Origin of the sequence: Micromonospora sp. CPCC 205546 (genome assembly GCF_036902715.1) — a bacterium.
GTDB lineage: Bacteria > Actinomycetota > Actinomycetes > Mycobacteriales > Micromonosporaceae > Micromonospora.
Genome location: NZ_JBAKHL010000030.1, coordinates 1 through 19135, shown reverse-complemented (window position 1 = coordinate 19135; position 19135 = coordinate 1). Strand labels below are relative to the sequence as shown.

The 19135-nt window shown below is 74.5% G+C and carries 21 protein-coding genes; 15 read left to right on the top strand and 6 right to left on the bottom strand.

Features of this window, described 5'->3' with window-relative positions:
• Positions 1 to 202: 202 nt before the first annotated feature.
• From V6U77_RS16220 to V6U77_RS16210, 3 genes are all read right to left on the bottom strand, one after another.
• Positions 203 to 1015: an ABC transporter permease gene (locus V6U77_RS16220; protein WP_334607165.1), complete on the bottom strand. Its 813-nt coding sequence runs from the start codon at positions 1013 to 1015 to the stop codon at positions 203 to 205.
• The gene (locus V6U77_RS16215) at positions 1012 to 1947 is read right to left on the bottom strand and encodes an ABC transporter ATP-binding protein (RefSeq protein ID WP_334607164.1); all 936 of its coding nucleotides are present in this window, start codon (positions 1945 to 1947) and stop codon (positions 1012 to 1014) included. Before V6U77_RS16215 ends, V6U77_RS16220 begins: the two co-directional genes overlap by 4 nt.
• Positions 1948 to 2078: 131 nt before the next feature.
• Positions 2079 to 2738, bottom strand: a complete 660-nt coding sequence (locus V6U77_RS16210) for a hypothetical protein (RefSeq protein WP_334607163.1) — start codon at positions 2736 to 2738, stop codon at positions 2079 to 2081.
• A gap of 108 nt (positions 2739 to 2846) precedes the next feature.
• On the opposite strand from V6U77_RS16210, the gene V6U77_RS16205 reads away from it, so the two are divergent.
• The 3 genes from V6U77_RS16205 (at position 2847) to V6U77_RS16195 (ending at position 5098) form a co-directional block, all read left to right on the top strand.
• On the top strand, positions 2847 to 3353 hold the full coding sequence (locus V6U77_RS16205; RefSeq protein WP_334607162.1) for a hypothetical protein: 507 nt from the start codon (positions 2847 to 2849) through the stop codon (positions 3351 to 3353).
• Between the two features lie 102 nt (positions 3354 to 3455).
• On the top strand, positions 3456 to 4235 hold the full coding sequence (locus tag V6U77_RS16200; protein WP_334607161.1) for a GNAT family N-acetyltransferase: 780 nt from the start codon (positions 3456 to 3458) through the stop codon (positions 4233 to 4235).
• Positions 4236 to 4312: 77 nt separating this feature from the next.
• Complete coding sequence (locus V6U77_RS16195; RefSeq protein ID WP_334607160.1) at positions 4313 to 5098, top strand: lysophospholipid acyltransferase family protein; 786 nt, start codon at positions 4313 to 4315, stop codon at positions 5096 to 5098.
• Positions 5099 to 5117: 19 nt separating this feature from the next.
• Here V6U77_RS16195 and V6U77_RS16190 read toward each other — a convergent pair whose 3' ends face one another.
• On the bottom strand, positions 5118 to 5318 hold the full coding sequence (locus V6U77_RS16190; protein ID WP_334607159.1) for a DUF397 domain-containing protein: 201 nt from the start codon (positions 5316 to 5318) through the stop codon (positions 5118 to 5120).
• Entirely contained in the window at positions 5309 to 6106 is a 798-nt protein-coding gene (locus V6U77_RS16185; protein ID WP_334607187.1) for a helix-turn-helix domain-containing protein, read from the bottom strand. The genes V6U77_RS16190 and V6U77_RS16185 overlap by 10 nt, the downstream gene beginning before the upstream one ends.
• Before the next feature lie 522 nt (positions 6107 to 6628).
• On the opposite strand from V6U77_RS16185, the gene V6U77_RS16180 reads away from it, so the two are divergent.
• The 8 genes from V6U77_RS16180 (at position 6629) to V6U77_RS16145 (ending at position 14785) form a co-directional block, all read left to right on the top strand.
• Positions 6629 to 6967, top strand: coding sequence for a hypothetical protein (locus tag V6U77_RS16180; protein ID WP_334607186.1), 339 nt, complete (start codon positions 6629 to 6631; stop codon positions 6965 to 6967).
• A 97-nt stretch (positions 6968 to 7064) separates the two neighbouring features.
• Positions 7065 to 7895: a DUF4097 family beta strand repeat-containing protein gene (locus V6U77_RS16175; RefSeq protein ID WP_334607158.1), complete on the top strand. Its 831-nt coding sequence runs from the start codon at positions 7065 to 7067 to the stop codon at positions 7893 to 7895.
• The gene (locus tag V6U77_RS16170; RefSeq protein ID WP_334607157.1) at positions 7892 to 8545 is read left to right on the top strand and encodes a PadR family transcriptional regulator; all 654 of its coding nucleotides are present in this window, start codon (positions 7892 to 7894) and stop codon (positions 8543 to 8545) included. Before V6U77_RS16175 ends, V6U77_RS16170 begins: the two co-directional genes overlap by 4 nt.
• A gap of 76 nt (positions 8546 to 8621) precedes the next feature.
• Complete coding sequence (locus V6U77_RS16165) at positions 8622 to 9323, top strand: response regulator transcription factor (protein WP_151457730.1); 702 nt, start codon at positions 8622 to 8624, stop codon at positions 9321 to 9323.
• Entirely contained in the window at positions 9320 to 10876 is a 1557-nt protein-coding gene (locus V6U77_RS16160) for a HAMP domain-containing sensor histidine kinase (RefSeq protein ID WP_334607156.1), read from the top strand. The genes V6U77_RS16165 and V6U77_RS16160 overlap by 4 nt, the downstream gene beginning before the upstream one ends.
• Before the next feature lie 62 nt (positions 10877 to 10938).
• Entirely contained in the window at positions 10939 to 12675 is a 1737-nt protein-coding gene (locus V6U77_RS16155; protein ID WP_334607155.1) for a trypsin-like peptidase domain-containing protein, read from the top strand.
• Between the two features lie 189 nt (positions 12676 to 12864).
• Complete coding sequence (locus tag V6U77_RS16150) at positions 12865 to 13536, top strand: BON domain-containing protein (protein ID WP_334607154.1); 672 nt, start codon at positions 12865 to 12867, stop codon at positions 13534 to 13536.
• Between the two features lie 187 nt (positions 13537 to 13723).
• Positions 13724 to 14785: a glycosyltransferase family 4 protein gene (locus tag V6U77_RS16145; protein WP_334607185.1), complete on the top strand. Its 1062-nt coding sequence runs from the start codon at positions 13724 to 13726 to the stop codon at positions 14783 to 14785.
• Positions 14786 to 14792: 7 nt separating this feature from the next.
• Here the strand turns inward: V6U77_RS16145 and V6U77_RS16140 are convergent, their stop codons facing one another.
• Entirely contained in the window at positions 14793 to 16355 is a 1563-nt protein-coding gene (locus V6U77_RS16140; RefSeq protein WP_334607153.1) for a serine/threonine-protein kinase, read from the bottom strand.
• A gap of 211 nt (positions 16356 to 16566) precedes the next feature.
• Here V6U77_RS16140 and V6U77_RS16135 point away from each other — a divergent pair, with 211 nt between their 5' ends.
• From V6U77_RS16135 to V6U77_RS16120, 4 genes are all read left to right on the top strand, one after another.
• The gene (locus V6U77_RS16135) at positions 16567 to 17400 is read left to right on the top strand and encodes a patatin-like phospholipase family protein (RefSeq protein ID WP_334607152.1); all 834 of its coding nucleotides are present in this window, start codon (positions 16567 to 16569) and stop codon (positions 17398 to 17400) included.
• Complete coding sequence (locus V6U77_RS16130; RefSeq protein WP_334607151.1) at positions 17400 to 18416, top strand: 1-acyl-sn-glycerol-3-phosphate acyltransferase; 1017 nt, start codon at positions 17400 to 17402, stop codon at positions 18414 to 18416. The genes V6U77_RS16135 and V6U77_RS16130 overlap by 1 nt, the downstream gene beginning before the upstream one ends.
• A 9-nt stretch (positions 18417 to 18425) precedes the next feature.
• The gene (gene cutA / locus V6U77_RS16125) at positions 18426 to 18746 is read left to right on the top strand and encodes a divalent-cation tolerance protein CutA (RefSeq protein WP_334607150.1); all 321 of its coding nucleotides are present in this window, start codon (positions 18426 to 18428) and stop codon (positions 18744 to 18746) included.
• 47 nt (positions 18747 to 18793) lie between these two features.
• Positions 18794 to 19135: hypothetical protein (locus V6U77_RS16120; protein WP_334607149.1), on the top strand; the 342-nt coding region annotated here is incomplete at its 3' end.

The following is a 19135-nucleotide window of genomic DNA, read 5'->3' as shown; positions in this document are numbered from 1 at the left end:
CGGCTCCCAGGCTACGCCGTACGGATGCCACAGGCATTTCCGCCTCCGACCCGTGGCCGGTTTCACAGAAGATGCCAGAAGTTCACCAAACGCTGCGTGTTCCGTCGGGTGCTGATAAGGCCCGACATGTGGGCGGACGCCGGTGCGACCGGGGCGGGAATGGTGTCCGTCGCCATCCCCGCCCCGTCGTCGCGCGTACCCGTCAGGAGATGTCGCGCCGCCGGGTGATCAGGACGCCGACGACCCCGCTCACCACCGCGTAGCCGATCAGCACGAGCGCGCCGACCCACCACGCGGGCGTGAAGTCGGTCTGCCCCTCACTGACCATGACGGTCGAGGCGACGGCGGGCCAGATCACCTGCCACTTGATCACGGCCTCGCTGTTCAGCAGGTTCGACAGCAGCAGGAAGAGCAGCCCCACGACCTGCGTGCCGACCAGGTAGAGCACCGCGGCGGTGATCACCGCGCCGAGCTGGTTGGTGATCAGCGTGCCGATGCCGATGCCCAGGACCGTCCAGATCGCGTATGCCAGCAGGTTGAGCAGCAGCGCCCGCTGCACGGCCCACTCGCCGAGCATGGTGCCGTGGCCGTTGGCCGAGAGGAACACCGCTCCGGCGACCAGGTCGATCAGCGTGGTCACCAGCCAGAAGACGAAGCCCAGCAGGCTGGCCGCGACCAGCTTGCTGACGATCACCGACGTGCGCCGCGGCGTGGCCAGGAACGTCGTGGTCGCCGTCTGGTGGAAGAACTCGTTGGTGACCATCAGGATGCCGATCAGCATCACGAACATCAGGCCCAGGTACTGCCCGGAGGTGTAGAGGTTCGCGGCCTGCGCCGTCGCGGAGGCCTGGTCGCCCGTGACGCCCAGTTCCTCGGCGTTGCCCTTCAACGTCTCGTTGGCGACCCAGGCGTTGAAGGCGAAGGCCAGCGCGATCGACAGGAACGCGGCGATGGCCAGCCACCACCACGTGCTGGTGGTACGGATCTTGAGAAGCTCGGACCGGACGAGGTTCATCGGATGCCCGCCTTTCCGGCCGTCAGCTCCAGGAAGACCCGTTCCAGGTCGGGCCGTTCCGTGGTCAGTTCGTGCAGTTCGACGCCCGCCGTCAGGGCGACCCGCCCCACGGTCGGGGCGTCCACCCCGCCCACCAGCAGGACGCCGTGCTCGTCGACGTCGACGGTGGCCGGCCCCTCCTTAAGGGCCGCGGTCAGCGCGTCGGCCTGCGGGGTGCGCACCCGGACCCGGATGCCCTGCGCCATGGAGCCGATCACCTGCTCGACCGTGCCCTGCCGGACGAGCTGCCCGGCCGCGATGATCACCACGTCGTCGGCGAGCAGCTGCATCTCCGACAGCAGGTGGCTGGAGACCAGCACCGTGCGGCCCTCGTGGGCGAGGTTCTTGAGGAACCCGCGCATCCACCGGATGCCCTCCGGGTCGAGCCCGTTGGCGGGCTCGTCGAGGACCAGCACGCGGGGATCGCCCAGCATGGCGGCGGCGATGCCGAGCCGCTGCTTCATGCCCAGCGAGTAGCCCTTGAACTTCCGCTTCGCCGCCGGGGTGAGCCCGACCTGCGCCAGCGCCTCGTCGGGCCGGTGCTTCGGCAGCCCGGCCGCCGCCGCGATCACCCGCAGGTGGTTGATGCCGGTGCGGCCCTTGTGCGCGCTGGAGGCCTCCAGCACGGCACCGACGTGCCGCAGCGGGTCGGCCAGGTCGACGTAGCGCCGCCCGCCGATGGTCGCCGTCCCGCTGGTCGGTGTCACCAGGTTCAGCAGCATCCGCAGCGTGGTCGTCTTACCGGCGCCGTTGGGGCCGAGGAAGCCGGTCACCCGCCCCGGTTCGACGGTGAACGACAGGTTGTTGACGGCCCGGACGTTCTTGTACTGCTTCGTCAGGCCGGACACCACGATCTGACCGTCACCGGTGGGGCTTCTCTGCCCGTCAGTCATTGCTCTCCTTCGTGCGGTGGCGTCGGGGTACGCCGTGACACAGCGTGGCGGGCGGGCGCAACCAGGTCAATCAGGCGCACTTCCGAGATCCACCTCCGCCTCAGGCAGGAGGCCCTCATCCCCAGGGACGATTATCCGACGTCGTCGGCCACCGCGATCCAGGTTGCCCGGGCCCAGGCCAGCAGGGTGCCGTCGGGGGCGTACAGGCTGGTGTGCACGAGCGCCTTGCGCCCCTCGCCGCCGACCATGACGCCGGTCACCACGCACTCGTCGCCCGGCTCCGGCAGCGCCGCGACCACCGCCGCGATCCGGCCCAGGACGTACGGCCGGCCGGGAGCGATCACCGCCCAGCCGCCGGGGCAGTCCAGCGCCGCCCAGACGGTGGGCGCCGTGACCGGAGCGGGCACCCGGAACGGCGCGGCGGTACGGCCGTCCGGCAGCCGCCCCGGAAAGATCCGCAGCCCGTCGGCCCGGTCCGGGCCGCAGACGTAGCAGCCCGGGAAGGGGTGGTCGACCAGCCCGGGGTACGCCGCCGAGGCGGCCCGCGCGGCCGGCAGGTCCACCGGCGGCACCACCGCCCGGGGGTCCTCCGTGGGGCGGACCTGGGCGACGAGTTGGCCCTGCGGGTCGCGGACCTCGCCGTCGACGACAGTGAGCGGGATCTCCAGCGGGGGCGGGCGACGCAGCGTCACCTCGACCGGTCCCGGGCCGGCGGCACCGGCGAAGACCCCGGCGCTCCAGCCACCGTTGCCCGAGCCGGGTGGTCCGTTGAAACGCGACTCGATGATCATCATTCACCTCCGGCGAGGGCGCCCGGCCCCGTCGCCGGCACGCGCCCCCGGCAGCCTCGCACGCCGTCGACCGCGGTGTTCGTCCGGTGCTGTGCCACTGTTGGGGCCGTGCCCAGGACCCCCCTGCCGGCCGGCCCGACCCGCGAGGCGGCCCGGCGTCGGCTCCGCTCCCTCGCCGGCTGGGAGCTGCTGAACGTGCCCCTGCAGGCGTGGGTGTGGTTCCAGCTGGTGGGCCTGCCGCCGACGGCGGCGAATCTCGCCGGCTTCGGGGCGGTCGCGGTCCTGCTCGTAATGGGCGCGGCCTACTGGGCGCTCAAGCTGCGACAACTGCGCCGCGGGGAGCCACGCCTGCCCGGCCGGCGCCACTTCGTCACCGCGCGCGCCGCCCTGCCGTTCCTCCTGGCCGCCGTGATCGCCGCCTGCGCCGTGGCCGCCGTGCGGGCGCCCGGCGCCCGGTCGTACCCGGGGCTGGCCTTCGGGCTCTTCGCCGTACTCGAGTACGTCAACTACTTCCACGTCCAGCTCATGCACGACAACCGGGCCGACCTGCGGCGTCTGGCCACGGTCGGGTTCCGGCGTTCGCACCTCGCCCGGGACCTGCGCGCCACCCGTTGAGACGAGCGCCGGCCCCGCCGCCGCGACACCGGCACGGGCCGTTCACCTCATCGACATCCCGCACCCCGCCGGCCGGCAACCCGGGCCGCCTACACAGGTCCCATGGCCGTTCTGCACGCCGCTGGCGCACCCCTGACGACCAGCGGTTACACCCTGCTGATCGCCGACGACCCGAGCGAGGTCGCGGCCGCGCAACGCCTCCGTCACGAGGTGTTCGCCACCGAACTCGGCGCCACCCTGCGCCCGGGGGCCGCCGGGCTCGACGTCGACGACTTCGACGCGTACTGCGACCACCTGATCGTCCGGCAGGAGGGCACCGGCGAGGTGGTCGGCACGTACCGGCTGCTCCCGCCGGGCCGCACCGACCGGCGGTACGCCGCGACCGAGTTCGACCTCACCGGGCTCGACCCGATCCGCGACGACCTGGTCGAGGCCGGGCGGTCCTGCGTGCACCCCGATCACCGCTCCGGCGCGGTGATCAACCTGATGTGGGCCGGCATCGTCCGCTACCTGCACCTGCGCGGGTCGCGTTGGCTCGGCGGCTGCGCGTCGGTGCCGGTGGCCGACGGGGGCGGGACCGTCGCACGGGTGTGGGACGAGGTCGCCGCCCGGCACCTGGCCCCGCCGCGGCTGCGCGTACGGCCGAGGCGCCCCTGGTTCGCCGAGCCGGACAGGATCGTCGGGCCGGTGGCGGCCGACGGCCCGGCGGCGCGGGCCACGGTTCCGCCGCTGCTGCGCGGCTACCTGCGTCTCGGGGCCTGGGTCTGCGGCGAGCCGGCGTACGACCCGGACTTCGGGGTGGCCGACTTCTACGTGCTCTTCTCCCTGGACCGGATGAACCCCCGTTACCTGCGGCACTTCCTCGGCGGGGCCGAGCGGTGAGCACCGCCGGTCGCCTCTGGCTGCCCGCGTCGGGGTGCGGGCCGACCTGCCTCCCGGCGGCCGGCGAGGTGCCGGCCGTGTCGCCCGCGCGGCGGGCGGGCCGGACCCTCGCCGTCCTCGGGATGCTGTCGGCGGGCACGGCGCTGGCGGTGCTGCTGCCGGCGCTGCCGGCCGGGGACCGGGCGGCGGCCCTGCGCGGTTGGGCCCGGTGGACGCTGCGCGCGTTCGGCGTGCGCCTCGTGGTGCGCGGCCGGCCGCCCCGGCGGGCGGCGCTGCTGGTCGCCAACCACGCCTCCTGGCTGGACGTGCTCGCGCTGCTGGCCGTCGCGCCGGCCCGGATGGTGGCCAAGCGGGAGGTCCGGTCATGGCCGCTGGTCGGGCTGCTCGCGGCGGCGGCCGGCACCGTCCTGGTCGACCGGGCCCGCCCCCGGGCCCTGCCCGCGACGGTCGCCCGGGTCACCGTCGCGCTGCGCGCCGGCAGCCCGGTGGCGGTCTTTCCGGAGGGTACGACCCGGTGCGGCACCGCCGATTCGGTCGCCTGCCGCCCCGGCCGGGGGTTCCGTCCGGCGCTGTTCCAGGCGGCGATCGACGCCGGGGCGCCGGTGGTGCCGCTGCGGATCGGCTACCGGTGGGCCGCGACCGGCGTGCCGACCACGGCCGCCGCATTCGTCGGGGACGACGACCTGCTGCGCTCGGCGGGACGGGTGCTCGCCGCCCGGGGCCTGGAGGTGCGGGTGAGCGTCTCCGCCGCCCTGCATCCCGCTCGGGACGCCGACCGGCGGCTGCTCGCCCGGGCGGCGGAGGCGGTCGTGCACGCCCCCGCTGCCGCCGTCGGGCGGGCGCCGGCCGGATATGCGGCGTGAGGACGGGGGGAGAAGCGGGTCAGCCGACCGGGCCGATCCGCTTGGCCAGGCCGACGAACGACTGCCACGCCCGCGAGTCGAAGTGGAGGGTGCCGCCTTCGCGGTCCTTGGTGTCGCGCACCAGCACGACGCCCGGCACGTTGTCGGCGACCTCGACGCAGGCTCCGCCGTTGCCGCCGGACCTCGTCGACTTCCGCCACTGCGGGGTCGTCACGTCCATGACTTCGCCACCTCCTTGATCAGCACGGTCGACTGCCGGCGGGGGAGGGCCTCGTTCCGCACGATCTCCCACGTCTTGGCCAGCCTAGCAATGTCGATGGATGCGTCGACGATCTGCGCGCTGAGCTGGTTGTCGGCGTAGGCCACCCGGGTGCCGTCCGGCAGTTCGGCGATGATGAACTGGCCGGTCATCCCGAGGTACATGCCGGCGTCGGCCGGGACGACGTGGAGCTGGACGTGCTCCTGCGTCGCGGCGGCCACCAGGTGGTCGAGCTGCTCGGCCATGAGCCCCGGCTGGTCGAGCACCGGCCGGCGCAGCACGGCCTCGTCGACGACGGCGATGAGCTGGGGCGGCCGATCCCTGCCGAGGATCGCCTGGCGCTCCATCCTGGAGGCCACGATCCGCTCGACCTCGTCGGCGGTGAACCGGCCCCCGGCCAGCGTGGCGCGGGCGTAGCGTTCGGTCTGGAGCAGACCCGGCACGTACGCCAGCTCGAACCAGCGCAGCGTCGTGGCCTCCCGCTCGAACTCGATCCACTCCCGCAGCCAGGCCGGCGTGGCGTCGAGCCGGGCCAGCTCACGGAGCATCCGGCCGAACCGCTCGCCCGTGTCGTGCTGGTCGTCGATCGCCTTCATGTACTCCCGCGTCGGCGGGCGACCGCCCGTCTCGACCGAGCTGACGTGCGACCCGGAGTAGCCGATCGTCCTGCCGAAGTCGTCCTGGCTCAGGCCGAGCTGAGCGCGGAACGTGCGTAGCTCACCCAGCACGTAGTTGGTGGCGGTGCCCATCGATTCCCCAAATTCTGCTCGGTCCCGTCGGCGTGTCTCCCGTGTCCGCTCGGTCGGCTCGTTGACCTGCGCGGATGCGGCGAGCATGTGTCGACCGTAGTGGTGTCCTCACCAGACTGTCACCACGCGGGCCCGTTCGCCGTCGTCGAGGACGTGGGCGGGTCCTGCCGGGGCCGCCCTGCTCCCCCCGTGGCGGGGCGGCCCACCTCGACAGCGGGGTGGGGGAGAAGTGGGTCACCGTGGAGGCTGGCACCGGAGTCGGTGCGGACGGCACTGCGCGTGCCCGGGCTGCGCGGAGCGGCGGGAGATCCGGAGCCGGCGGCCGAAGCCCGCTCCGGCACCGCCCCCGCCGCCCCGCCCGAGCAGGCCTGCTCCGTACATCCCCGGCCCGATCGGGCCCTTCGTGCCGCCTCCGGCCGGGCCGAGGGCGAACGACGCGACCGAGATCCTGTGGTACGGCGCGGCCGATCTGGCCGCCGCCGGGCGGGCGCGCCGGTGGAACGGGGGGCGCTGGTGAGGCCCCTGCTCTCCACCCGGCTCCCGCAGCCCGGCCCCGGACCGCGCCCCGGGCGGCCCCGCCACCGCATCGAGGGCCGGCCGCCGCACACGCCGCTGCGACCGCACTGGGGTTGTCGCTCGTGCGGTCAGCCATGGCCCTGCGCGACCGCGCGACTCTTGCTCAAGGCCGAGTACGAGGGCGCGCAGCACAGCCTGTCGATCTACCTGGCGGGCCTGATGTACGAGGCGATGCGCGACCTCTACCACCTCGACCCGCGCGGTGGTCCCAGCCCTCGGGCCATGTTCGACCGCTTCGTGGCCTGGGGACCGTACCGCCGGCCGCTCGTGGAACCGGTGCCGTGAGGTTGTCACGTCCGCGCTTGTCGTGTCGCGATGTATCGCGTTAGTGTCCTGTCATTCGGCGCGCCGACGACGCGGTGCGTCGCGGAGGGAGGACCCGATGGCCGACTGGACCGTGCACGCCCCGCAGCGGATCACCCTGGACGGGACGGTCGCCCGACTCGACGTCCACCTGCTCAGCGGCCGGCTCAACGTGGTGGCCACCGACGGCCCGCCCCGGGTCGACGTCACCAGGGTCGGGCGCCGGCCGGTCGTGGTGCAGCACCGCGACGGCCGGCTCTCCGTACGCCAGCAGCGACGCTGGCGGCTCTCGGACTTCGTCTTCTGGATGGGGCCGCTGTCCCGACTGCCCAGGGTCGACGTCTCCGTCGCGGTCCCCGCCGGCGTGCTCGCCGACCTGGAGCTGGTGCAGGGCACGCTGGTCGCGTCGGGCCTGCGCGGCGAGACCCGGGTGGAGGTGACCGCCGGCCAGATCACCTTGATGGGGCTGCGCGGCCGGACGTCGGCGAAGATCACCGCGGGTCCGGTCGAGGCACTGGGCGTGGCCGGCGACCTCGACCTGGAGACGGTCTCGGGCGAGGTGACCCTCGCCGACAGCGCGGCGGGCCGGGTCCGGGCCCACACGGCCTCCGGGGCCATCACCTGCGACCTGGACAATCCCCGGCGCAGCGACATCCGGCTCAGCACGATCTCCGGCGGCGTCACCGTCCGGGTCCGCGAGGACAGCGACCTGGCCGTCCGCCTGCACACCACGTCGGGCCGGATCACCAGCGCCTTCCCGCAGGTGCGGGGCGGCGCCGGGCCGGGAGCCGGAGGCGACAGCGAGGGCGTGCTCGGCACGGGTGAGGGTAAGCTCTCCGCGTCCGCCACCTCGGGCAGCATCGCGCTGCTCGCCCGGCCGGTGGGCCACGACGAGGAGGAGTTGCCGTGACCGCCGTGTTCAGTCACGGGCGGCTCCGGCTCTACCTGCTCAAACTCCTCGACGACGGCCCGAAGCACGGCTACGAGCTGATCCGCCTGCTGGAGGAGCGCTTCCTCGGCCTCTACGCGCCCAGCGCCGGCACCATCTATCCCCGGTTGCAGCGGCTGGAGGCCGACGGGCTGGTCACCCACACCGCCGTCGGCGGCCGCAAGGTCTACGAGATCACCGAGGCCGGCCGGGCCGAGCTGCGGCAGCGGGCCGGCGAGCTGGCGGCGCTGGAGTCCGACATCGCCGCCTCGGTGCAGGACCTGTCCGCCCTGGCCGGGGAGATCCGCAACGAGGTGCGCGGCTCCGTCCGCGACCTGAAGCGGGAGCTGCGCGAGGCGGCCCGGCAGACCCGGCGTACCCGCTGGGCGCCCCCCGGTTCCGGCCCGACGCCCGCTCCCTCGCCTGGCCCCTCACCCGCACCCCCCGCCGGTCCGTCGCCGGCGCCCGGGCCCGGGTCGACGCCGCTCGACGAGTTCGACCAGCGGCTGGCCGCCTTCGCCGTCGAGGTGGGCGCCCTGGTCCGCGCCCGTCGGCCGAGCGACTCGCAGCTACGTACGGCCGTCCGGTTGCTCGACGGCGCGCTGGACGGGCTGCGTCGGCTGCTGCGCTGAGCGCGTCGCCCGCCTCACAGGTTCTTTCCAGCGACTGTCCAGCGCGGACGCAGCGAGAGCGCGGATGATGGGCGGCATGGCCGCTACCCAGACCGAGGCGCGACTGCTCGTCGTCGAGGACGATCCCAACATCCTCGAACTGCTCTCCGCGAGCCTGCGCTTCGCGGGCTTCGACGTGGCCACCGCGACGAGCGGCAGCGCCGCCCTCAACGCCGCCAAGGACCACCGCCCCGACCTGGTGGTGCTCGACGTGATGCTCCCCGACCTGGACGGCTTCGAGGTCATCCGGATGCTGCGCGAGGGCGGCACCCGTACGCCGGTGGTCTTCCTCACCGCCCGCGACGCGACCGACGACAAGATCCGCGGGCTGACCCTGGGCGGCGACGACTACGTCACCAAGCCGTTCAGCCTGGAGGAGCTGACCGCCCGGATCCGGGCGGTGCTGCGGCGCACCAGCAGCGGCGAGCAGACCCCCTCCCGGCTCACCTTCGCCGACCTGGAGCTGGACGAGGAGACCCACGAGGTGCACCGGGCCGGGCAGCGGGTGCAGCTCTCGCCGACCGAGTTCAAGCTGCTGCGCTACCTGATGCTGAACGCCAACCGGGTGCTGTCCAAGGCGCAGATCCTCGACCACGTCTGGAACTACGACTTCCGGGGCGACGACAACATCGTCGAGTCCTACATCTCCTACCTGCGTCGCAAGGTCGACAACACCCAGCCCCGGCTGATCCACACGCTGCGCGGGGTCGGCTACGTCCTGCGCAAGCCGGCGGCGTGAACCCGCTCGACCAGGGGAAGGCACAGCTGCGCGGAGTCCCGCTCCGGGTCAAACTGGTCGCGTCCGTCCTCGCCCTGGTCACCGGAGCGCTGGTGGTGATCAGCGTGTCGACCACCTTCTTCCTCCGCAGCTACCTCGAAGGCCAGGTCGACGACGACCTGCGGCTCGCCAAGGGCACGTTGTCCCGGGCGGTCGACCTGCTCATGCAGGGCCGGCAGATCGAGTTCGGTATGCCCAGCGAGTTCGTCGTGCTGGCGGTCGTGGACGGTGTGCCCCGGGTCGACTACTTCAACCCGAACCTGCGCCCCGACGATCTGCCGTCGTGGCCGACCACCGAGCAGGGCTTCGCGGACCTGGTCGGCGATCCCTTCACCGTCCGTGCCCGCGACGGTCACAGCCGCTGGCGGATGCTCTACACCGAGCTGCCGAACGGGCAGATGGCCGCGGTGGGACACCACCTCACCGACGTGGACCTGGCGGTCAAACGCCTGGTCTGGATCGACGTGCTCGCCGGTACGGCGGTGCTGGTCCTGCTCGCCTCCATCGGCGCGGCGATCGTCCGGACCAGCCTGAAACCGCTGGTGGAGATAGAGCGTACGGCCGCCGCCATCGCCGGGGGCGACCTCACCCGGCGGGTGCCCGATCCGGAGCAGGGGCAACCCGTGCCGACCTCGGAGTTGGGCCGGCTCTCCCGGGCGCTGAACGCGATGCTGACGCAGATCGAGGTCGCCTTCACCGCGCGGGCCGCCTCGGAGACCGCAGCCCGGTACGCCGAGGCCGCCGCCCGGGACGCGGCCGGCGCGGCGCGGGCCTCCGAGGCGCGGGCCCGCCGCTCCGAGGAGCGGATGCGGCAGTTCGTGGCGGACGCCTCGCACGAGCTGCGGACCCCGCTGACCACCATCCGGGGCTTCGCCGAGCTCTACCGCCAGGGCGCGGCGAGCGCGCCGGAGCAGACGGCCGACCTGCTGCGCCGCATCGAGCAGGAGGCGGCCCGGATGGGGCTGCTGGTGGAGGACCTGCTGCTGCTGGCCCGGCTGGACCGGGAGCGACCGCTGTCGCTCGCCCCGGTGGAGCTGCCCGTGCTGGCCAGCGAGGCGGTCGAGGCCGCCCGGGCCGTGGCGCCGGAGCGCCGGGTCGAGCTGGAGGTCGCGCCCGGCTCCGGCCCGCTGGTGGTCTACGGCGACGACGCCCGGCTGCGCCAGGTCATCGGCAACCTGATGACCAACGCGCTCACGCACACCCCGCCGGAGGCCTCGGTGACCCTGCGGCTGCGGGCCGAGCCCGGGAACCTGGCCGTGGCGGAGGTGGCGGACACCGGCCCCGGGCTCACCCCCGAGCAGGCGGAGCGGGTCTTCGAGCGCTTCTACCGGGTGGACGCGGCGCGTACCCGGCGGGCCGGCGGCAACACCGGCACCGGGCTCGGCCTGGCCATCGTCGCGGCGCTGGTGCGTGCCCACCACGGCACCGTCGAGGTGGCCGAGACCCCCGGTGGGGGAGCGACCTTCCGGGTCCGACTCCCGCTCGTGCCGGACACCGAGGGCGATGGCGAGTGACTTTCAGCCAACATTCAGGTGCGTTCCAGGCGGATCGCAGTGCCGCGCGTAAAGGTGGACGCATGACCGAGCACGAGTCCGACCCGCAGCGCCGGCCGGCCCACCCCGACGCCGAGCCGTCGCTCCCCACCGCCGAGCTGCCGCGCGCCGGGCGCGCGCAGTCCGACTCCACCCCCGCCGGTGACTCCGCCCCGACCGTCGGCTTCAGCACGGCCCCCGACGGCGACTCCACCAAGACCGTCGGTTTCGTCCCTGTGCCCGGCGGCGACTCCGCCCCGGCCGCCGGTGGCGCCGCCCCGGTGGGCGGCGAGGCGTCGCGTACCGCTGAGTCGGGCCCGGCCGTCGACGGCCCGCCCGCCGGCGACGGTGGCCCGCGTGTCGCTGAGCCGGCCCGCGCCCCCGAGGGCGCCGGTCCGGTCGACCGACCCACCCCGCCCGGCCCCTTCGCGCCCGCCCCGGCCGTTCCGCAGTACCCGGTGCCCGGCCAGCCCCAGCCGTCCCATCCGCACGCCGCCGGTCAGTCCGGCTACTCGCAGGCCGCCGGTCAGTCCGGCTATCCGCAGGCCGCCGGGCAGCCAGGTCACCCGCAGCCCGGCCACGTGCAGGCCGTCGGGCAGCCCGGCGCGCCCTGGTACGGCCAGCAGTCCGGCTGGAACGGCGGGGGACAGCCGGGACAGCCGTACGGCCACCAGCCGCACCACCCCGGCCAGCCCGTGCCGCCGTGGGCGCCCGCGCAGTCCGGTCCCCGACCCGGCCGGATCGCCAAGTTCGCCGGCGCCGGCGTCGCGGTGTTCGCGCTGATGCTCGGCTCGGGTGTCGCCGGTGGGGCGCTCGCGCTCGCCGTCGACGGCGACACCGGCATCACCCGCAACTACTCGGCCGCGCCGATCATCAACGGCGCCGACCTGCCCCGCATCGCCGCCTCCGTGCAGCCCAGCGTCGTCTCGATCGCGACGGACAACGGCGAGGGCTCCGGCGTGATCCTGACCGCCGACGGCTTCGTGCTCACCAACAACCACGTGGTCTCCTCCGGCAGCGGCGACAGCGTCGTGGTGACCTTCGCCGACGGCAAGACCGCCCAGGCGCGGATCGTCGGCACCGACCCGAAGACCGACCTGGCGGTGGTGAAGGCCAACGGCGTCAGCGGCCTGAAGGCCGCCACGTTCGGCGACAGCGACGCGATGCAGGTCGGTGACCAGGTGCTCGCCCTCGGCAGCCCGCTGGGTCTGCAGGGCTCGGTCACCGCCGGCATCCTCAGCGCCCGGGACCGCACCATCCAGGCGGGCAGCGGCGGGCAGCGGCAGGAGCCCAACCAGGGCGCCTCCTCGATCGCCGGCCTGCTCCAGACCGACGCGCCGATCAACCCGGGCAACTCCGGCGGCGCCCTGGTCAACACCCGGGGCGAGGTGATCGGCATCAACACCGCGATCGCCACCGCCGGGCAGGGCAGCACCGGCAACATCGGCGTCGGCTTCGCGATCCCCAGCAACAAGGCCAAGGACGTCGCCGGCAAGCTCCAGCGGGGCGAGAAGGTCAGCCACCCGTCGCTCGGGGTCAGCGTGACCGCCGCCGAGGGCGGGGGCGCCCTGGTCGCCGCCGTCACCCCGGGCAGCGCCGCCGAGAAGGCCGGGCTCCAGCGCGGCGACGTGATCACCCGGTTCGGCGACAAGGCGGTCAACGACTCGGACGACCTGGTCGGCGCGGTGCAGGCCGGCAAGGTCGGCGACCGGGTCGAGGTGGCCTACAAGCGCAACGGCACCGAGGCCAGGGCAACCGTGACGCTCGCCGAGACGTCGTAACCGGTAACCGAAGACATTCCTCCTCCCTCCGGCGGCGGGTGACGGGGCCAAGGGGGTTGGCTCCGTCACCCCCCGCTCTCCTTTCCGGCGGGTGGTTCTCCCGACGGCGGTTCACCCGGTGTGGGTGAACCGCCGTCACCCGCCGCGCCGGCACCGTCGACAGGACCGGCGAGGCCTACGGAGGGTGCGATGACCACGGCAGCGGCCGTCCGGACGGACGAGCGGATCCAGCGCGACGTGCTCGACGAACTGTCCTGGGACGCCCAGGCGCAGCCGAACGAGGTCGGCGTGACCGTCGAGCGGGGAGTCGTGACCCTGACCGGCTGGGTCGACGGCTACGCGCGCAGGTGGGCGGCGCGGCGCTGCGCGCAGCGCGTACGGGGGGTGCGGGCGGTCGCCGACGACGTCGAGGTGCGCCTGCCCGGCGAGCCGGGGCGTACGGACGCCGAGATCGCGATCGCGGCGAGCCGGGCGCTGGAGTGGGACAGCTTCGTCCCCGCCGAGCGGCTGGACGTCACCGTGGCCAACGGCTGGGTGATGCTGCGTGGCGAGGTGGAGTTCGGCTGGCAGCGGCGTACGGCCGAGCGGGAGCTGCGCCGGCTGCGGGGCGTACGCGGGGTGACCAACCTGGTCGAGGTGCGGCCCGTCACCCGTCCCGACACGGAGCGGACCCGCTGCGACCTGCAGCGGGCGCTGGGGCGTGGCATCGGCACCGAGCGGGTCACCGTCGAGTGGGACGGGGACACCGTCGTGCTCCGCGGGGTCGTCCGTTCCTGGTGGGAACGGGACGAGGCGGAGCGGGTGGCCTGGTCGGCCGAGGGGGTGCGGGCCGTGCGGGACCGTCTCCTCCTGGGCGGATGACCACCCGGGTCGTCCCGTTTAGTGGTGTCGCCGTCGGGAAACCGTCGCCGATCCCGCCCGCGCGGCGCAGATCGCCTCGCGGGGCGAGGCGGCCCGCGTTCCACAGCAGTGACCCGAGGGGGAGGTACCCGTGGCCGTCGACCATCCGTCGCCCGACAGACCGGCAAGGCGGCCGTTGCGGATCGCCATGGTGGTGCCGCCGTGGCTGTCGGTGCCGCCGCCCGGCTACGGCGGGCTCGAACAGGTGGTGACCGGTCTGGTGGAGACGCTGGTCGACCGGGGTCACGCGGTCACCGTCTTCGGGGCCGGCCGTGAGCACGGGACCCCGGCCGAGTTCGTCTCGACGGTGCCCGAACTCCAGTTCGAGCGGCTCGGCGAGGCGCTGCCCGAGCTGGCCCACCTGGCCCGGGTCAACCACCGGGTCCACGCGGGCGACTTCGACGTCGTCCACGACCACACCACCATCGGCCCGCTGATCGCCGGGCACCGCGCCGTGCCCACCGTGGCCACCGTGCACGGCAACCCGGTGGGGGAGTACGGCGACGTGCTGAGCGAGGCCGACCGGGGGGTCGGGCTGGTGGCCATCTCGCACGCCCAGCGCCGCCTCAACCCGGCACTGCCCTGGGTCGGTACGGTGCACAACGCGATGGACGTCCGGGGCGTGCCGCACAAGACCGCGCCCGGCCGGGGGCCGGTGCTGTGGCTGGCCCGGTTCAGCCCCGACAAGGGCCCGGACCTCGCCATCCGGGCGTGCCGGGCGGCCGGCCTGCCGCTGGTGCTGGCGGGCAAGTGCAACGAGCCGGCCGAGCGCCGCTACTTCGACCAGGTGGTCCGGCCCCTGCTCGGCGGGGACGTCCGGGTGGTGCTCGACGCCGACCGGGCCGAGGCGCTGCGACTGCTGGTCGAGGCACGGTGCCTGATCATGCCGATCCAATGGGACGAACCGTTCGGCATGGTGATGGTGGAGGCGATGGCGACCGGCACGCCGGTGGTGGCGCTGGACCGGGGGGCGGTGCCGGAACTCGTCCGGCCCGGAGGGACCGGTCTGATCTGCGAGCACGTGGACGACCTGCCGGGCGCGTTGCGTGCGGCAGCGGACCTCGACCCGGCGGCCTGCGTGGCGCACGTCGCCGAGAACTTCTCCACCGAGCGGATGGCCGCCGGCTACGAGGACGTGTACCGCCGCTTCATCGCCGAGGCGGCCCCGACCGTGGCGGCCCGCGAGCCGGTCCGGGCCCGGGCGCGCTGACCGCCCGTCACAGCCGCGCGGCTTCGAGCGCGCTGATCGCGCTGTCCAGCCGCCGGGCGTACGCGTCGGTGACGGCGCCCTCGCCACGGCGGACGGCGACCTTCTCGCGGAGCCGGGCGATCCGCGCGCCCAGGTCACCGGAGCGGGCGCGGGCCGCGTCGGTCAGGTTGCGCAGCTCGTTGCGGAAGTCGAGGCCGACGTCGGGACGGATCCCGCCGTCGTCGAGGCCGGCGCCGATCAGCCCGTCGACCCGGTTGGCGGCCTCGATGAGGTTGCCGCCGGCCGGGGTCGTCCTGCCAGGTCGGGGCGCCACCGGCGCGGCGGACGTCGGTGGCGGCGAGGTGGCCGCCGGCGGCGGGGTGTCGGTCGTCGGGGTGGGGGAGGCCGGCGGATCGGCCGGGCCCGTGGTGGGCAGCGACCGGGGCGGGCTCGTCTCCTCCTGCCGGATCGCGGGCACGGCGAGGGCCACTCCCACGATCAGCACGACCGGCACGATCAGCACCGGCCGCGGCAGGCGGCGTCGACGCCGCCGCCGGGCGAGGCGGGAACCGCGCGACTCGGCCCCGCCAGCCGGCTCGACCGGTCCTGACGGTCCCGCCGCCGGCAGTTCGGGACCAGCCGTCGGCGGCAGTTCGGCACCGGCCGCCGCCGGCAGTTCGGGACCGGCCGCCGGCGTCGGGGCGGGCAGCGTCGGGAGGGTGACCGTCGGCGCGAGCATGGTCGCGGCCTGCGGGTCGGCGGGGAGCAGTTGGTCGCGCAGCACCGTGGCGACCTGACGGGCGGTGGGCCGCTCCAGCGGGTCCCGTGCCAGGCAGCGCAGGCAGGTACGGGCCACCTCCGGCGGCAGGCCCGACATGTCCAGCGGGGGCGGGTGGTCCCCGGCGAGTGCCTCGCTGAGCTGCTCCCAGGTGTCCGCCGGGTACGGCACCCGGCCGGTCAGGGCCTCGTAGAGCAGCACGCCGAGGGAGTACACGTCGGTGGCCGGCTGCGCCGGCGCCCCGTCGAGCCGCTCCGGCGCCACGTACGCGGGCGTGCCGAAGGTGCCCCCGTCCTCGTCGTCGTCCGGCGCGCCGATCCGGGTGGCGATGCCGAAGTCGAGCACCTTCACCCCGGTGCGGGTCATCATCACGTTGGCCGGGGTGATGTCGCGGTGCACGATGCCGAGCCGGTGGGCGGCGGCGAGCGCGTCCGCCACCTGCGCGCCGACCTCGACCGCCTCGGCCCACGGCAGTGGCCCCTCGGTGAGCCGGACCTCCAGCTCCTCGCCGGTCAGCAGTTCCATCACCACGAACGAGGTGATGGAACCGTCGGGCGCGACGGTCTCGCCGTAGTCGTGCACCGAGGTGACGTGCGGGTGGACGAGCTGGGCGGCGGCGCGGGCCTCCTCGCGCACCATGTCGCGGAAGCGGGCGTCGGCGGCGAGCGACGGCGCGAGCACCTTCAGGGCCACGACCCGGTCGAGCACCTCGTCCCGCGCCCGCCAGATGACGGACATGCCGCCGGCCCCGATCTGGTCGACGAGCCGGTACCGGCGGGCCAGCAACCGGCCGGGGTGCAGTGCTGGCTTCACGGAACGCACCTGCCTCGCTGTGGGAGCGCTATCAGGTTGCGCGAATGTGTCGGGCCTGTCAACGGCCGGCTTCCGTGCGTGACCGGGAGTCGCCGGTCGGCCGCGCGCCCGGGGACGGCCCGTACCGGCAGCCGCCGCGCGCCGGCGCCCACGCGACCGCCCCGGCGCCGGCACCGGCCGGCCCCTTTCCCGCCCGTGCCAGGATGAAGCCATGTCGCGGGGACCGGTGGCGTTCGTGCTCGGGGGCGGGGGAGTCCTCGGCGCGGTCGAGGTGGGCATGCTGAGGGCGCTGTTCCGGGCCGACATCCGGCCCGACGTGGTGCTGGGCACCTCGATCGGAGCGGTCAACGGCGCGCTGGTCGCCGCCGAGCCGTCGGAGGCGGTCACCGACCGGCTGGTCCGGCTCTGGGCCTCACCGGAGGCGAGCGAGGTGTACGGCGACTCCGTGGCCCGCCAGCTGCGCCGGTTCGCCGCCCGTACCCACCTGCACTCGCCGCGCCCCCTGCGCAAGCTGCTGGAGGCGGAGCTGGGGGCGGAGACCACCTTCGCCGATCTCCAGGTGCCCTTCCGCTGCTGCGCGGCCAACATCGAGCGGGCCGCCGAGCACTGGTTCGACAGTGGACCGCTGGTGCCGGCCGTGCTCGCCTCCGCCTCGGTGCCGGGGCTGCTGCCGCCCGCCAGGATCGACGACCAGCACTACATCGACGGCGGGATCGTGAACTCCATCCCGATCGGCGAGGCGGTCGCGGTGGGCGCGAGGCGGATCTTCGTACTCCAGGTGGGCCGGATCGAGCGGGAGCTGAGCCCGCCGCGGCGGCCCTGGGAGATCGCCCAGGTCGCGTTCGAGATCGCCCGGCGGCACCGGTTCGCCCGGGAGATGGCGGCCCTGCCCGACGGCGTGGAGGTGCACGTGCTGCCCACCGGCGGGCTGGAGCCGCGCGACGACACGCCGTGGGCGTACCGGGACATGGCGGCGGTGGGGCGGCGGATCAGCCGCGCCTACACGGCGTCCCGGCGCTACCTGGCGACGCAGGTGGAGCGCTGATGCCCCTGCCGCCGCGGTGGGCACGCCGACTGCTCCTGGCCCCCGGCGTGGTGCTGCTCGCCTTCCTGGTGGTGACGACCCTGCCGATCTGGGCGCTGCTCGCGGCGGCCGTGTCGCCGCTGGTCCCGGGCCGGCTGCGGCCGCTGCGCCTGCTCTGGCTCGGCTGCGTCTACCTGGTCTGGGACGCGACGGCTCTGCTCGCGCTCTTCGCGCTCTGGGTCGCTTCCGGATTCGGCTGGCGGGTCCGCTCGCCCGGCTTCCAACGGGCGCACTACGTGCTCGCCGGCTGGTTCCTGCGGGCCCTCTTCTGGCACGCCCGCTGGGCGCTGCACCTGAACATCGACGTGGCGGGCAGCGACCCCGACACCGCGCTGCCCGGCCGGCCGGAGCTCGTGCTCTGCCGACACGCCGGTCCCGGCGACTCGTTCATCCTGATCCACGCCCTGGTCAACTGGTTCAACCGGGAGCCGCGGATCGTGCTCAAGGACAGCCTCCAGTGGGATCCGGCGGTCGACGTGCTGCTCAACCGGCTGCCGAACCGCTTCCTCGCGGCGGGACCGGAGGGCCGCGGGTCGGTGGCCGAGCAGGTCGGGCACCTGGCCCACGGCCTGGACGACGACGACGCGTTCGTGATCTTCCCCGAGGGCGGCAACTTCACCCCCGGCCGCCGGCTGCGGGCCATCGAGAAGCTGCGCGACCTGGGCCTGGAGCGGATGGCGCGGCGCGCGGAGCGGCTGCGGCACGTGCTCGCCCCGCAGCCGGGCGGGTTGCTCGCGGCCCTGGAGGCGGCGCCCGACGCCGGGGTGATCTTCGTGGCGCACACCGGCCTGGACCGGATGCTCACCGTCGCCGACGTGTGGCGGGAACTGCCGATGGACAAGCGGATCATCATGCGTTTCTGGTCGGTGCCGCCGGAGGAGGTGCCGGCCGGCCGCCAGGAGCGGATCGACTGGCTTTTCGACTGGTGGGGTCGGATCGACGAGTGGATCGCCGCCAATCGGGACGACGCCGCGTAGGGTGCGCTGGTGGACCAGATCTGCGTGGTGACGACGGTGGTGGACGCCCGCTCGGTCGCTGATGTGATGGCGGCCGCAGCCGTCGCCGGTCGGCTCGCCGCCTGTGCTCAGGTGGGCGGCCAGGTGGACAGCACCTACTGGTGGCGTTCCGGGGTGGAGACCAGCACCGAATGGTCGGTGCAGTTCAAGACCGCGCCGGACCGGGCCGCCGCGCTGGTGGAGCAGATCCGCGCCAGCCACCCGTACGAGGTGCCGGAGATCCTGGTCACCCGGGTGGACAGCGGCGACCCCGCCTACGCCACGTGGGTGCACGAGCACAGCCGACCCTGAGTACCCGCACTCTGGCCAGGTGATCTCCCGGCCACCATGATGGCCGGGTGCAGAACACCGGCTATCCCTGTCCCGCCTGCGGCGCACCGGCCGACCTCGGCACCGGCTGCTCCGGCTGCGGTCGTCCGCCGTACCCGGCCGCCGCCGAGGTGATCCGGCTCGACCGGGAGATCGTCGCGCTCGTCGGCGAGGTCGAGCGGGCACGGTCGGCGTACCAGCGGCTCGCCGACCGGCTGGGCGCGGCCCGGCAGCGTCGGGCGGCGTTGGCAGCGGCGGTCCGGGCGGAGTTCCCCGGGCCCGCGACCCGGGCGCCGGTGCGTCCCGCCGCTGGCCCGGTGCCGGGCCGCCCGGTGCGTGCCGCGACCGCGTGGCCAGCCGCGGCCCCACCG